8 protein-coding genes are annotated in these 13,656 nt (G+C 54.0%); 4 read left to right on the top strand and 4 right to left on the bottom strand.

Going from position 1 to position 13,656, the window contains the following annotated elements:
• The first annotated feature begins 166 nt into the window (after nt 1–166).
• Entirely contained in the window at nt 167–1,531 is a 1,365-nt protein-coding gene (xseA, locus tag J2X14_RS16510; protein ID WP_352412269.1) for an exodeoxyribonuclease VII large subunit, read from the top strand.
• Nucleotides 1,532–1,677: 146 nt separating this feature from the next.
• Here xseA and J2X14_RS16505 read toward each other — a convergent pair whose 3' ends face one another.
• The 3 genes from J2X14_RS16505 to J2X14_RS16495 form a co-directional block, all read right to left on the bottom strand.
• Nucleotides 1,678–3,684, bottom strand: a complete 2,007-nt coding sequence (locus tag J2X14_RS16505) for an RICIN domain-containing protein (protein ID WP_352412268.1) — start codon at nt 3,682–3,684, stop codon at nt 1,678–1,680.
• Nucleotides 3,685–4,408: 724 nt separating this feature from the next.
• Nucleotides 4,409–6,769: a glycoside hydrolase family 31 protein gene (locus tag J2X14_RS16500; RefSeq protein WP_352412267.1), complete on the bottom strand. Its 2,361-nt coding sequence runs from the start codon at nt 6,767–6,769 to the stop codon at nt 4,409–4,411.
• Between the two features lie 14 nt (nt 6,770–6,783).
• Nucleotides 6,784–8,082, bottom strand: a complete 1,299-nt coding sequence (locus J2X14_RS16495) for an MFS transporter (protein ID WP_352412266.1) — start codon at nt 8,080–8,082, stop codon at nt 6,784–6,786.
• A 358-nt stretch (nt 8,083–8,440) separates the two neighbouring features.
• Between J2X14_RS16495 and J2X14_RS16490 the strand changes: the two genes are divergently transcribed.
• The 3 genes from J2X14_RS16490 (at nt 8,441) to J2X14_RS16480 (ending at nt 11,007) form a co-directional block, all read left to right on the top strand.
• Nucleotides 8,441–9,529, top strand: coding sequence for a LacI family DNA-binding transcriptional regulator (locus J2X14_RS16490; RefSeq protein WP_352412265.1), 1,089 nt, complete (start codon nt 8,441–8,443; stop codon nt 9,527–9,529).
• Between the two features lie 120 nt (nt 9,530–9,649).
• Complete coding sequence (locus J2X14_RS16485) at nt 9,650–10,678, top strand: M4 family metallopeptidase (protein WP_352412264.1); 1,029 nt, start codon at nt 9,650–9,652, stop codon at nt 10,676–10,678.
• Nucleotides 10,675–11,007: a protealysin inhibitor emfourin gene (locus tag J2X14_RS16480; protein ID WP_352412263.1), complete on the top strand. Its 333-nt coding sequence runs from the start codon at nt 10,675–10,677 to the stop codon at nt 11,005–11,007. The genes J2X14_RS16485 and J2X14_RS16480 overlap by 4 nt, the downstream gene beginning before the upstream one ends.
• Before the next feature lie 50 nt (nt 11,008–11,057).
• Here the strand turns inward: J2X14_RS16480 and J2X14_RS16475 are convergent, their stop codons facing one another.
• A complete protein-coding gene (locus J2X14_RS16475) occupies nt 11,058–13,493 on the bottom strand; it encodes a glucose/quinate/shikimate family membrane-bound PQQ-dependent dehydrogenase (RefSeq protein ID WP_352412262.1) in 2,436 nt (811 codons plus the stop codon).
• Nucleotides 13,494–13,656 lie beyond the last annotated feature (163 nt).

Genomic DNA, 13,656 nt, shown 5'->3' with positions numbered 1-13,656 from the left:
AATATCTCAACCTGGGGTGAATGAGAACAGATAAAATATTGCCGCGGCATTATACAGGGCGTAATCGGTTGCCTCCAGCTTTTTTTCAGTAAATGTCTTGATCCTCGTTATCAGCCATGTAGTATCGACTGATTAACTCGCTGATTTATTATTTGATCCCTATCACATGTCGCTACCTCCTTCCGCCAATATTTTTACCGTTAGCCGCCTTAACACCACGGTGCGTCAGCTGCTGGAAGGCGAAATGGGTCATATCTGGCTCAGCGCAGAGATCTCCAACTTTACGCAGCCGGCTTCCGGTCACTGGTACTTTACGCTCAAAGACGATACCGCCCAGGTGCGCAGCGCGATGTTTCGTAACAGCAACCGGCGCGTCACCTTTCGTCCGCAGCACGGGCAACAGGTGCTGGTGCGCGCCACGGTCACGCTTTATGAGCCGCGCGGCGATTATCAGCTAATAGTCGAGAGCATGCATCCCGCTGGCGAAGGGCTGCTGCAACAGCAATTTGAACAGCTGAAACAGCGGCTGGCGGCGGAGGGCCTGTTCGAGCAACAGCATAAGCAGCCGCTGCCCGATCCGGCGCGCCAGGTAGGCGTTATCACCTCCGCCACCGGTGCGGCGCTGCATGACGTGTTGCGTGTACTGCATCGCCGCGATCCCTCGCTGCCGGTAATCATCTACCCCACGGTGGTGCAGGGTAACGAGGCGCCCGCCGCCATTGTGCGTGCCATTGAGTTGGCTAACCGGCGCAATGAGTGCGACGTGCTGATTGTCGGGCGCGGCGGCGGCTCGCTGGAGGATTTGTGGTGTTTCAACGATGAGCGCGTGGCGCGCGCTATCTTTGCCAGCCGAATTCCAATTGTCAGCGCCGTGGGCCATGAAACCGACGTCACCATTGCTGATTTTGTTGCTGACCTGCGTGCGCCAACGCCTTCGGCCGCGGCGGAAATCATCAGCCGCAATCAGGTAGAACTGCTGCGTCAGCTTCAGTCGCAGCAGACGCGGCTGGAAATGGCGATGGATTACTATCTCGCCCAGCAGCAGCGCACGTTTACCCGCTTGCAGCATCGTTTGCAACAGCAGCATCCGCAGCTGCGGCTGGCGCGCCAGCAAACCACCCTATTCCGGCTGCAGCGACGACTGGATGAAGCGATGCAGCTACGGCTGCGTAACGCCACGCGACAGCAGGATCGCCTGACGCAGCGTCTGGCGGCACAGCAGCCGCAGCGCAATATTAACCAGGCGCAGCAGCAGCTTCAGCAATGGCATTATCGCCTGACGCAGGCGATGCAGCAGCGGCTGAGCGAAGAGAAACAGCGCTTTGGCATACTGGCGGCGCATCTGGAAGGCGTCAGCCCGCTGGCGACGCTGGCGCGCGGCTTTAGCGTGACGCAAACCTCGCAGGGCGCAGTGCTGAAAAAAACGCGTCAGCTACAGCCAGGCGATAAGCTGCAAACCCGTCTGCAGGATGGTTGGGTGGAAAGTGAAGTGAAAGCGATTTTGCCACTTACGGGCGCAGTGAAGAAGTAATCAAATATACCGCCAACGCGTTATTCAGAATGGCTCATTGCTGCATGAGCCATCTTTTCTCCCTGAAGCGTCGAATCTGCTAACCCGACGCTTCGATAAACTGGATGCGTTGACGGTGTGGTTAAATAATTAATCGGCAAGCCAAATTAATCAAGGTTTTGCATTATCCACTCTCTACCATTGGATATATAAGCCAGGCGCTGATCTTTCGTCACCGTCGTTACATTACCGCCACTCACTTTGATTTTTGAACTGTAATAAGCATCATGCTTTATTAAAATCGTTTTTCCTTTAAACGCGCCGGGAGCAGGGAAATTGATGTTTGGCGCCCAACCGCCATTGCGTAAGTGAATAACGGCCGTATCATTTTTTTGCAAAACGTTAATAATACTCTTTTCAGGTAAGTCCATATCGTTTGTGATTGGTACTTCCGTAAATGAGGAAAAACCATCATTTACCTTATCAACACAGGGGGCAGCAGATGTACGGCTCCTTTCACCGATATATTCCCAATAGCCATTACTGTTATTGCCTGCCGGTAATGATTTACCACGTGAATTATCGCTTTTCGCCTTAAAGTAGCGCACGTTAGATATGCTGTTACCATAGGTGTCGGTTATATTCCAGTTCTGATAATTATTACCATGGCTCAGGGTAGTCCTGGCACCAGAAACCGTTCCCGCCGTGTTAGCATCCAGTATACGGCCGGTAGCGCGGTTGCGTAGTTGGATAATACCGCTGCCGTCATATTTCAATACTTCCCATTGTTGATAAGGGCCACCGTTCCATTTTTCGGTGTAAATATTACCAGCACTGTTCCCATCCAGAACTTTCCCATATTTATTATGGATTATTTTGTAAAAATCTTGTCCAATCGCATTGGTTGACAGATATTCCATTCTCCAGCGCATATAGGGGTTATTGTTTGCTGCTTTGTTGGTATAGACATCACCATCAGAATTGGCATCGAGCGCTTTTGATGTTTTCACCTGCCTTAACATAAAGACTTGCTGTGAATTTTTAATCAGCTTGCTTTTCACGATATCGCCACGCTGGATGTTATCGTCGGGTTTCAGGCAAGTAAGAGGAGCTTTTGGCGTAGCCACAGGTGCGCGCTCTTCTACCATTACCACCTTATTATCTTTTACCTGATAACTTTGCACCTGAAAGCCATCCCATGTCACTTTCAGAATGTCAAAATAGCCAGAATAGAGCGCGCCGGTTGTATAGACTGGCACGTTACCAAATACCTCTCGATATTTTTGCTCATAGGGACTATGTGTATGACCAACAAAAACCGCAGAAATCTTATACTCATTGAACAGGGCTTTTAGCGCACTTTTTTGCCATGCAGTGCCATCTTTAACAATTTCGAGCGCATGGAAATTAATAAAAATATTGCGCACACCACGCTTTCGGGCCATTTCCAGATCATGTGTCAACCATGCGATCGAATCAGCAATTTCAATGTGGCGATCGTCCATCGGGCCATAATAATAAAGTTTTTCTCTGTAGGTCGGCGCCAGTTGAAGTTGCACAAAATGGCTGGTGCCGCTTTCAGGTGAAAAGTCATCCCAGGAGTATGAATAACTCCCCATATCTAACGAGCCATTTTTGCGAGAATAGTCTACGTTAAAATTCTTCAATTTGGATTTATAGTTATTTGTCAGGCTTACCATATGCTTCAGCATATAATAGGCGCAGGCATTACTATCGAAATCTAAATCTTCCCAGCGGGTACAGTCTCTGACGTTTTTTTGATAATCATGATTGCCATAGCCAAGATATACCGGGACTTTTAAAAAACCATAGGATTTTTTGAACGAAGCCAGCTGAGCATCCCTGCCAAATTCAGTGATATCGCCATTGATAATGCCAAACCGCAGTTTTAATTCGTCTGTCTTAGCATTTATTCCCCTGGCTACCATCTGATTAAACTTCACCCACTTCCCTGCCGTGCCTGAAGAATTAGGATCGGGATAACCGGCTCCCTGGCCCATACGCCATGCTTGCGGATCGGCCATAATCACATATTTCGCACCGACATCTGTTGAAGTAAATTCACCAGCAAAGCTATTGCAGGCAGAAAAAGAAATCAATAATGATAACAATAACTTTCCTTTCTGCTTTATTCCTGGCTTTTTTATATCCATATTCATATTCCCTTAACATTGTTTTAAACTTTGCCGCCAGCAACAGGGGATTGATATTGCGTCCGAATTAGCCGTTTGATAGTTATTTGGCGTCTAACCTATTCCCCTCGGTGACACCATCCTGCGACAAGCAGGTAGGCTTGTAAAAGTTAGCAAATTACGCAAACAAATTGAAAACGGATCTTATCAAATAAGAAAACTTCCCTGTTAAACAGGGAATGAATGTTTTTTTAATTGTAACATTAAGGGAACACTCGTCGGCCCCGAAGAATTAATCGCTCGCGCTGACGGGATGTTGTTAACCGCTGCCCGCGAAAAAAACCATTATGACAGCATGTCTAATCTGAAGTGGAAAACGATCATCTTAAGGCAGCAACAACAGATACTAATAAGCGGAGCACACCACCAGGCGGAAATGTTGTGTTTTACAAGGCCTCTAATGCGTTGCCAATGCCTCTCGCTCGCACTTAAGAAAGCGTCCATATTTATAATGTTGAGCAAATATCGGCCTACCCATTCATATTAATGGCGCATTAAGAACGATAAGAAAATATCATGCTTTGATACAGGCGACTTAAATTCCTTTCCGGAAAGATGCCCGCCTTAATTAAAACAATCGATGCGGTGTGGCGCCAGAATTTTGCGTTACGCCGGGGAGGAAAGAAAGCGAGAACGCTGGTCGCTGAAAAGCCGCGCAGGAAATGCGCGGCCGACGGGTTGTTGGCTACAGGCGATACTCCGTGGCCTGCGCATCGTTAATCCACAGCTCGCGCTGCTCGCCGGGCGGCAGCGTAATCTGTAAACACCGCCAGGCAGGCTGATAGCGCCCTTCCTGCTGAATGTTCAGTTCAATACGCGTTGCGCTACAGCGCATTTGCCAGCGTAACCAAAGCGCATCGCCCTGACGCCAGCCATGGCTTTCGCCGTCATCCTCAAAAATCATCCCTTCGCTCTGCCCTTGCGACAGCGGGAACAGCAGCAGCTCGCGTCGATCGTCCGCCGCCGCGTCTACGTGCTCCATCCGCTGCGACAGCGGCAGCCCTGCCCCAGCGCGCACCAGCAGCGGCAGCCGTTCCAGCGGCGCATCCAGCGTGATCCTCTGCCCGCCGCTAAACCACTGTCCGCTCCAGAAGCAATACCAGCCCGTGCTGTTATCCGGCAGCCAGACTGCGCGTTGCCGCTGGCCCGGTTCGACAACGCTGGCCACCAGCAGATCGCGCCCGATAAGAAAATCGTCCGTTTCCTGCCAGGTTTGCGCGTCATGTTCGTGGTCGAGGAAGGTAGGCCGCAGCATCGGCTCATCGCAGGCGCTGGCCTGCCACAGCAGCGTGTAAAAATAAGGCAGCAGGCGATAGCGTAGCCGAATCGCCTCGCGCACGATCGCCGTTACGCCAGGATACATCCATGGCTCATTCACCGTGCCGTCATCATTCCAGGAGTGAATGGTAAAGCGCGGATGCATCACGCCGTTTTGCACCCAGCGAGCAAACAGTTCCGCATCGGGCCTGTCGCCGGAAAAACCGCCGACATCGTGCCCAACGTTATATAGGCCGGAAAGGCTCATGCCCAGCCCCATGCGGATGTTGTAGCGCAGCGTCTGCCAGCTGGTGCGATTGTCGCCGCTCCAGGTCTGCACGTAGCGCTGCATCCCGGCGCAGCCGGAGCGCGAGATCAGGTAAGGCCGCCGCTGTGGCGCAAACTGCTGCTGCGCCTCCAGCGACGCGCGCATCATCAGCAAAGGCATCACCGGACGAATATGCTTGATCGCCACCGGACGACCAAAGCCGTGACAGCGCGCCTCGCCGTCCCAGATCTCATATTCATTGTTGTCATTCCAGGTGGAATCGATGCCCATTTCCAGCAACTGGCGCGTGACGCCCTGCTGCCACCAGCGAATAGCTGCCGGATGGGTAAAATCGAGATGGGAACCCTCATCATCCCAAAAGCAAGAGCGCTCCGGCGCATCACGCTCTGAATCGCGTACAAATAGCCCCTGCGCCGCCACTTCTTCATAAAGCGGGTGATCCTGTAGCAGGCAAGGCTTGATATTGGCCGCCAGACGCAGGCCTGCGTCATGAAATGCCTGGCTCAGCTGGCGCGGCTGCGGCACTTTTTCATAGTTCCAGTTAAATACGTAACGCTTGTTATTGATGGAGGTGTAGCCGGAGGAGAGCTGGAACGAGTCACACGGAATCGCATGCTGACGGCAGAGCTGAATAAACTGCTGTAGCTGCTGCTGCGCGTCCGGCGCATCGGTGTAATGCATTGTCGAGCCGCTGTAGCCCAGGCTCCATTTAGGGCTGAAACAAGTTTTTCCGGTAAGCCGCACAAAAGCTTTGGTGACACCCAGCACCTGCGGGCCGAAAAACAGGTAATAGTCGAGATCCCCTGCCTCCGCCTGATAACGCCGGTAAGGCTGATGATAGTTATCCAGTTCATTGCCGAGATCGAGCCAGCAGCTGCTCAGATTGTCGTAAAACAGACCGAAGCTGACCTGCTCATGGCGGGTAATGGTAAAGGGAATATGCTTATAGAGCGGATCGGTGCTGGCGGCGTTATAGCCCATCGCGTCGAGGTTACGCATCTCAAGGCGCCGCCCGCTGCGCTCAAGATCGCCCGACTTTTCGCCCAGCCCATAGTAGCGATCCTCGGCGAAACGTCGTTGATAGTGCGCGACGCCGTCACCGTTTGTATTCAGCAAATAGGCGCTGGTGCGACGATCTTCCGTCAACAAGCGCCACTGCCGATCTTCGTCAAAATATTCCCACTCCAGCCAAAGCGGCTGATGAATGGTCACGCGCAGCCGCGGGCTGCTGATAACCAGCCGATCGTCATGGGGTTGCAGATGATAACCCGGCAGACTGAAGCCCGCTACGCTCAGGCGATCGCGCCCTTCCCAGGGCACATCCTCTTGCGGAGCAATGCTCCAGGTACGATCCAGCGCCAGCTCGCCATGGCGTTTAATCAGAACGCGAAACAGCGACTCCTCCAGCACATAAAGGCAGAACAGATGCTGTTCATCTACCCGCAGTTCAATCCTGTCGTGGTACTTTCCCGCCAGCGTCCAGTTTTTTAGCGTCTTCATATCTACTCCAGCATTTAACGTTGTTTGGCGCGGCGCTCGGCCAAAAGCGCGATCAGGAACAGCGCGCCGATCAGGTCGAAAAAGCCCATCGCCACGAAGAGTGGGCCGAAGCCGAGGGTGTCGGAAACGGCACCGATGAGCAGGGAAAACAGGAAGCTGGCGATCCAGGCGCAGGAGCCGCGCATACCGTTAACCGTCGCCATCTGATTTTTATCAAACGACTCCACCACCAGCGCGCTCAACATGCAGGAGATCACCTGATGCCCGAAGCCGCCAACGGAGATCAGCGCGATTGCCAGCAGCGGATCTTTGGTTACCGCCACCAGCGTCAGCGAAAGCATCAGGAAAGCGCCGGTAACCGAGCTGGCGATCACCGAGTTAATGCGTCGGAAGCCGAACCATTTGCGATAGAGATTAGTGAGATATCCGCTGGCGACGCTGCCAAGATCGGCGGCCAGAAAAGGCAGCCAGGCGAACAGCGCAATCTGTTTGAGGTCCATGCCGCGCTCGGTGGCGAGATAGAGCGGCACCCAGAAACTGAACACCGCCCACGCCGGTTCAGCGAGAAAGGCTGGAATAGCAATGCCATAAAACTTTTTATCGCGGCAGAGGCGTGCCAGCGAAGTAAAAAATGAGAGCTTTGGCAGATCAGGTTCATTATCTTCGCGGATCAGATCCAGCTCCTGCTGGCTAAGACGCGGGTGCTGCTGCGGGGCATGGTAAAGGCGCCACCACAGCACCACCCAGACCAGGCCCAGCGCACCGGAAAAGAGAAAAGCGCCCTGCCAGCCCAGCGTCAAATGCGTGACAACAATAATCGGCGGAGCCAGCATCGCGCCAACAGAGAAGCCGACACCCGCCCAACCGGCGGCCACCGGACGTTCCCTTTTCGGAAACCAGTCAGCGATAGCGCGGGCGTTAGCGGGCGTGGCGGCCGCTTCGGCGCCGCCCATAAAAAAGCGCAGCAGCGCCAGCTGTACCCAGCTCCCCGCTCCGGCGTGCAGCATACAGACCAGCGCCCAGATAATGGCGCAGATCATAAAGCCGGTTTTCAGGCCAATGACATCAATTAGCCAGCCGCACAACGGCTGGAACAGGGTATAGGCAAGCTGAAATGCCGCCACGACCCATGAATACTGCTCAGTGGACATATTCAGGCTGACTTTCAGTTCCGGTGCCAGAATTCCCAGCGAATTGCGGGTGATGTAGTTGATGGTGATGCCCAACAGGAACAGCGCCAGCATCCACCAGCGCAGCGATTTGAATTTTGATGCGGAACGGGTCGCGGTTGCCTGTTCTGTTTCAATACTCATCTGTTTTCTCCGTTGCCGCCTGTTATGCGGCTCGCCCACAGGCGCGTCAGTTGCGGTATCGAAGGCTACAACAGCGGTGCAATGCGACAGCTTTCACAAAAAAAGGCCGTCCCCCGCTTAACCCTATGATTATCAGTTGATTTTTTCGTGAAATCGTCAGCATAGTGACGTTTCGCGCCTGACCAGCAGGGATACCGTTGCAGACTAGCCAGCGGCCGTGCCGGGGGAAACCGCGTTTTTTGCAACTATTTTCATTCGTTAGCAGAATGTTAAAACTATTCTGCGCTTTACCAGCATCACTCCACTATTCGCGCGCCATGAAAAAATTTTCATTGCCTGATTTGAACGGGATCACAAAATGAATGGAAAGTTAAAAATCAGCCTGATTGCCCATCAAACCGGGCTGTCGATTAGCACGGTTTCGCGCGTGCTGGCAGGAAAAGCCAATACCAGCGACGCCGCCCGTCAGAAGGTGATGGCCTGCGCGCGCCAGCTCGGGATTTTGCAGGATCTGTCGCAGGGCCGCCTGATGTTAAACAGCCTGGTGATTTTTGCCCCGCCGCGTGCCTTTTCCGTTCGCACCGATATCTTTTATTACAAAGTCATTCAGAGCGTAATTGAGGCGCTCAGGCCGTATGAGGTGCGTATCACCTCTTGCGGGCTGGCAGAGGAGCAGAGCGATAGCGCGCTGTTTGTTGAAAGAATGAATCATCCGCAGACGCAGGCGGCGCTGATTATCGGTATCGACGATCCGCATATTCATTCGCTGGCGGCGGATCTGAATAAGCCCTGCGTGTTAATCAACTGCACCGACCGTGAAATGCGCCTCGACAGCGTTTGTCCCGATCATCAGCTGATAGGGGAATTTTCCGCCAGCTATCTGTTTCAGCAGGGGCACCGCGACATTCTTAATCTACAGTGCCTGCGACGCGCCACGATGGAACTGCGTCTGGCTGGCATCCGTCAGGCATGGATGCGGCAAAATCTCACTTTTGAGGCCAGCCAGCATCTGATCGCTACCGCGGGCTTCGGCGCGGAAGAAGCGGAACAGGCCGTCACCAATTGGCTCAGCGCCCTGCCCGATCGCCGTTTTCGCCCCAGCGCCATCCTTGCGGGCGGTGACTTTATGGCGATGGGCGCGGTAACGGCGATAAAGAAACAGGGCTTGTCCGTACCGGGCGATATTTCCGTCATGAGCACCGACAGCTCGAATCTGGCCGAAATCCACGATATCCCTTTGACCTCGGTGCAGGTGCCGCGTGATGAACTGGGATTTGAGGCAATTCAGCTGTTGCAGCGTCGGCTGCTGCGCCCCGCCGCTTCGCCCTGCAATTTGTTGCTTCAGGGCAAGCTGGCGGTACGGGAATCGGTACGGCGTTTCAGCGCGCACAAGGTAAAACCTGCGCTCAGCACCCATCATCCGCAGCTCTATGATGACCGTCTGTAACACAGGCTTTTTTGATGAATAAACAATCGAAGCGGAAGCCAGAGCCCGTTAATATCTGAGCTACACTTAGCTGATTAATCTTTCACCCATAAGGGTTATTTCAGCCTAAGGAGAGCCATTATGATTCACACGCCTGTCCGCTCGGTTATTCCTCCCTATATGCTGCGTAAAATTATCGATAACAGCTCAGGGCATCAGCAAGATTACGCTCGCCGTACCTTAACCCACGTTCAGCATCTGATGGCGCATAACTGGCACCAGCCGACCGCACCGAAAAACGCGGTCGGTGGTCATGTGGATCGTGAAATTTACGATGCGCAACAAAATGAAAGCCTGCCTGGAACGCTGGTGCGCAAAGAAGGCCAGCCTGACAACAACGACATTGCCGCCACTGAAGCCTGGGATTATCTGGGCGTGACCTATGATTTTTTCTGGCAGGCTTATCAGCGTAATTCGCTGGATAACCAGGGCCTGACGCTGATGGGCACCGTTCACTACGGCAAAGAGTATCAAAACGCCTTCTGGAACGGCCAACAAATGGTGTTTGGCGATGGCGACGGCGAAATTTTTAACCGCTTCACTATCGCCATTGATATCGTGGCGCATGAGCTGGCGCATGGCGTCACGGAAACGGAAGCGGGCCTGATCTATTTTGAACAGGCGGGCGCGCTGAATGAATCCGTTTCCGATGTCTTTGGCTCGCTGGTTAAGCAGTTCCACCTCAAGCAGACGGCGGATCAGGCCGACTGGCTGATTGGCGAAGGTTTGTTGGCGGAAGGCATTAACGGCCGCGGGCTGCGTTCTATGTCCGAGCCGGGCACCGCCTATGATGATCCCATGCTGGGCAAAGATCCGCAGCCGGGGCATATGCGCGACTATATCAAGACGCGTGAAGATAACGGCGGCGTGCATCTGAACTCCGGCATTCCCAATCGGGCCTTCTATCTGGCGGCGAAAGCGCTGGGCGGCTATGCCTGGGAGCTGGCGGGCCACGCCTGGTATGATACGGTGTGTGATAAAGAGCTGCCGCAGGATGCCGATTTTGACACTTTTGCGCAGTTTACCATCCGCCATGCGCAGCAACGTTTTAACCGGGCTACCGCGCAGGCGATTGAGAATGCGTGGAAAGAAACGGGCGTTTTATCATGAAAGAGCTACCGGAACTGACCGACGATGCCGTGATCGATCTGGCGCGTGAAGGCGGTTTTGCTTATATCCCGAAGCTGGCCGGTCAGCGCCGTATCGCCCTGGGGCAGCTGGCAAATCCGCAAAAAGAGCGCGTCTGTGAGATCCTGCGACATTCGTTGCCGCTGGGAGAACCAGCCGATAAGCCGCAGCAGGCCGGGCGTGGCGATCAATACTATTACCGTATCCAGATTAGCTACGATACACAGCATCACTCCGGCGATATTGTGATTGTTATTCCTGACAGCCTCGCGCCGCCGGAGCTGAAGGCACTGTGGAAAGAAGGCGAGTAACGCCATAAAAAAAGGCCCCTTACGGGGCCTTTTTGCTGCTGACGGCTGAATTATTTATCCAGCGCGAAAGCAATCACGTAATCGCCACGATCCGGCGACTGGCGTGCGCCGCCCGCCGAAATCAGGATGTACTGCTTGCCGGTGGTTGGCGAAACATAGCTTATCGGGCCACCCTGGCTACCGACCGGCAGGCGCGCTTTCCACACCTCTTTACCGGTGGAGCTGTCAAAGGCGCGCAGATAGTAATCCTGCGTCCCGGCAATAAACACTAAACCACCCTGCGTTGCCAGCGTGCCACCCAGCGTCGGCATGCCAATCGGCATCTGCACGCCCATTTTAATGCCGAACGGGCCGGTATCCTGCACGGTGCCTACCGGCATCTGCCAGACGATTTTCTGCGTTTTCAAATCAATCGCCGAGAGCGTACCGAACGGCGGAGCCTGGCAAGGAATGCCCAGCGGCGACATAAAGCGGTTTTTATTAACCGCATAGGGCGTGCCCTTCAGCGGTACGGCACCCATACCGGTATTGATCGCTTCGCCGCCGTTGCTGCCGCGAGAAATCTTATCGGTATTCGCCGGAATCATCTGCACCCACAGACCCAGACGCATATCATTAACGAAAATGTAATGATTATTCGGATCGGTAGAGAGGCTGCCCCAGTTCATGCCGCCCAGCGAACCTGGGAAGCTCAGGGATTTATCAGTACCCGGTACGGTAAACAGACCGTCATAACGCATCGATTTAAACGCGATACGACATACCAGCTGATCGAACGGCGTCGCGCCCCACATATCGCCCTCTTTCAGGGTTTGCGCGCCGATTTGCGGCATACCGGTAGAGTGCGGCTGCGTTTTGGTGTACTGCTCGTTCGGGATAGTGCCCTGCTTCATCGGCAGCTCTTCGACTTTCGTCAATGGCTGACCGGTTAAACGATCCAGCACAAAAATCTGCCCGGCCTTGGTGCCAAATACCACCGCAGGCTTAGTGCTGCCATCTTTCTGCGGAAAATCAATCAGGCTCGGCTGCATCGGGATATCGAAATCCCACAGATCGTTGTGTACCGTTTGATAAACCCACTTCTCTTTACCGGTGGTGGCATCCAGGGCAAGGATCGAGGCGCCATATTTGTGGTCCAGCGGCGTACGATTAGCGCCCCACAGATCCACTGAGGAACTGCCCATAGGAATAAAGATGGTGTTGGTTGCGGCGTCCCAGGACATCGGCGCCCAGGAGTTTGGCGTACTACGGGCGTAAGACTGACCTGAATCTAACTGTGCATTCGGCTGCGGATTACCTGGATCGAACGCCCAGCGCATCTGACCGGTGACCACATCGAAGCCGCGCAGCACGCCGCCCGGCATATCAGTCTGTACGTTATCCGCCACGCGGCCGCCCACTACCACGGTGGTGCCTGCCAGCGTTGGCGCGGAGGTCAGCTGATATTTAGGATCCTGTGCCTCGCCGAGACCCGCTTTCAGATCGACCGTACCTTTATCACCAAACTGCTGGCAAATTTCACCGTTATCGGCGTTGATCGCGATCAGACGCGCATCAATGGTATTCATCAGAATACGGCGCTGGCAGCTCTCGCCCGCTGGCAGCGTTACCGCAGTAACCGGCGTGGAGCCTGGCAGCGTTGGCTGAGGCAGCGGCTTATTGATATCGAAATAGGCCAGACCACGACAACGGTTCCAGACTTCTGCCTGCGCGTTGACCTCATGCTTCCAGATCTGCTTACCGCTGTCGGCATCTACCGCAATCACGTTGTTATGCGGGGTACACATATAAAGGCGATTACCTACCTGTAGCGGCGTTTGCTGATCCTCTGCGCCGTTGCCGGTCGGGCTCTCTGGGATATCACCGGTGTGGAAAGTCCAGGCCACTTTTAAATCTTTAACGTTGTCACGGGTAATCTGATCCAGCGCGACAAAGCGGCTTCCGCCAGCAGTGTTGCCGTAGTTTTCCCAGTTTTTCTGCGCCTTGCCTTCATCAACCGGCACCAGCGGCAGCTGCTGACCAGCAAAAGCTACCGGCGGGTGCGGCTGAAACATCTGCACCAGCGTTACCAGCATCGCGACCGCCAGCAGCGCGCTGGCACCATAGGCGGCTTTCGCGGCGGCGGGCTTGTGCTCTCGTTTACGCAGTGCGGGTAAGGTCAGCAGTGCAAGGATCATAAAGCCGGTGGGCACCATCAGGCGCGAAACCAACGGCCAGAAATCAAAGCCGCCATCGATCGGCGCCCAAATCAGCGAGCCGATAAACACCAGTGCAAACAGCAGCACCGCTGAGGTTTTGCGGCGGAAAAACTGAATCGCCGACAGCACGGTGACAATCCCGGCAATCAGGAAGTACTTGCTACCGCCAAGCATAGCGAGTTTACCGCCGCCGATAGCAAAGAACAGGCCGGTAGCAAGCAGCACCAGCCCCAATAAGATGCACCATATCGCCAGGCCTTTCGATGACCGGGCCGTTGTTTGAACCATAGTAAAATTCTCCTGGTGGAACTCAGCGTCAACGCCTGATGCGCGACTAAAAAAGAAAGTAGACCAACAGCGAGAATTGTACCAATCGGTACGTAATTAAATAAACAAAAACTTAACAACACAGCAAAAATTGCTTCTTTTTGCTGAAATATTTTAACGAGGC

It is taken from the genome of Mixta sp. BE291, assembly GCF_031457955.1.
Classification (GTDB): Bacteria; Pseudomonadota; Gammaproteobacteria; order Enterobacterales; family Enterobacteriaceae; genus Mixta.
Note: the sequence above shows the minus strand (reverse complement) of the source record. Positions and strands in the feature narration are given on the sequence as shown.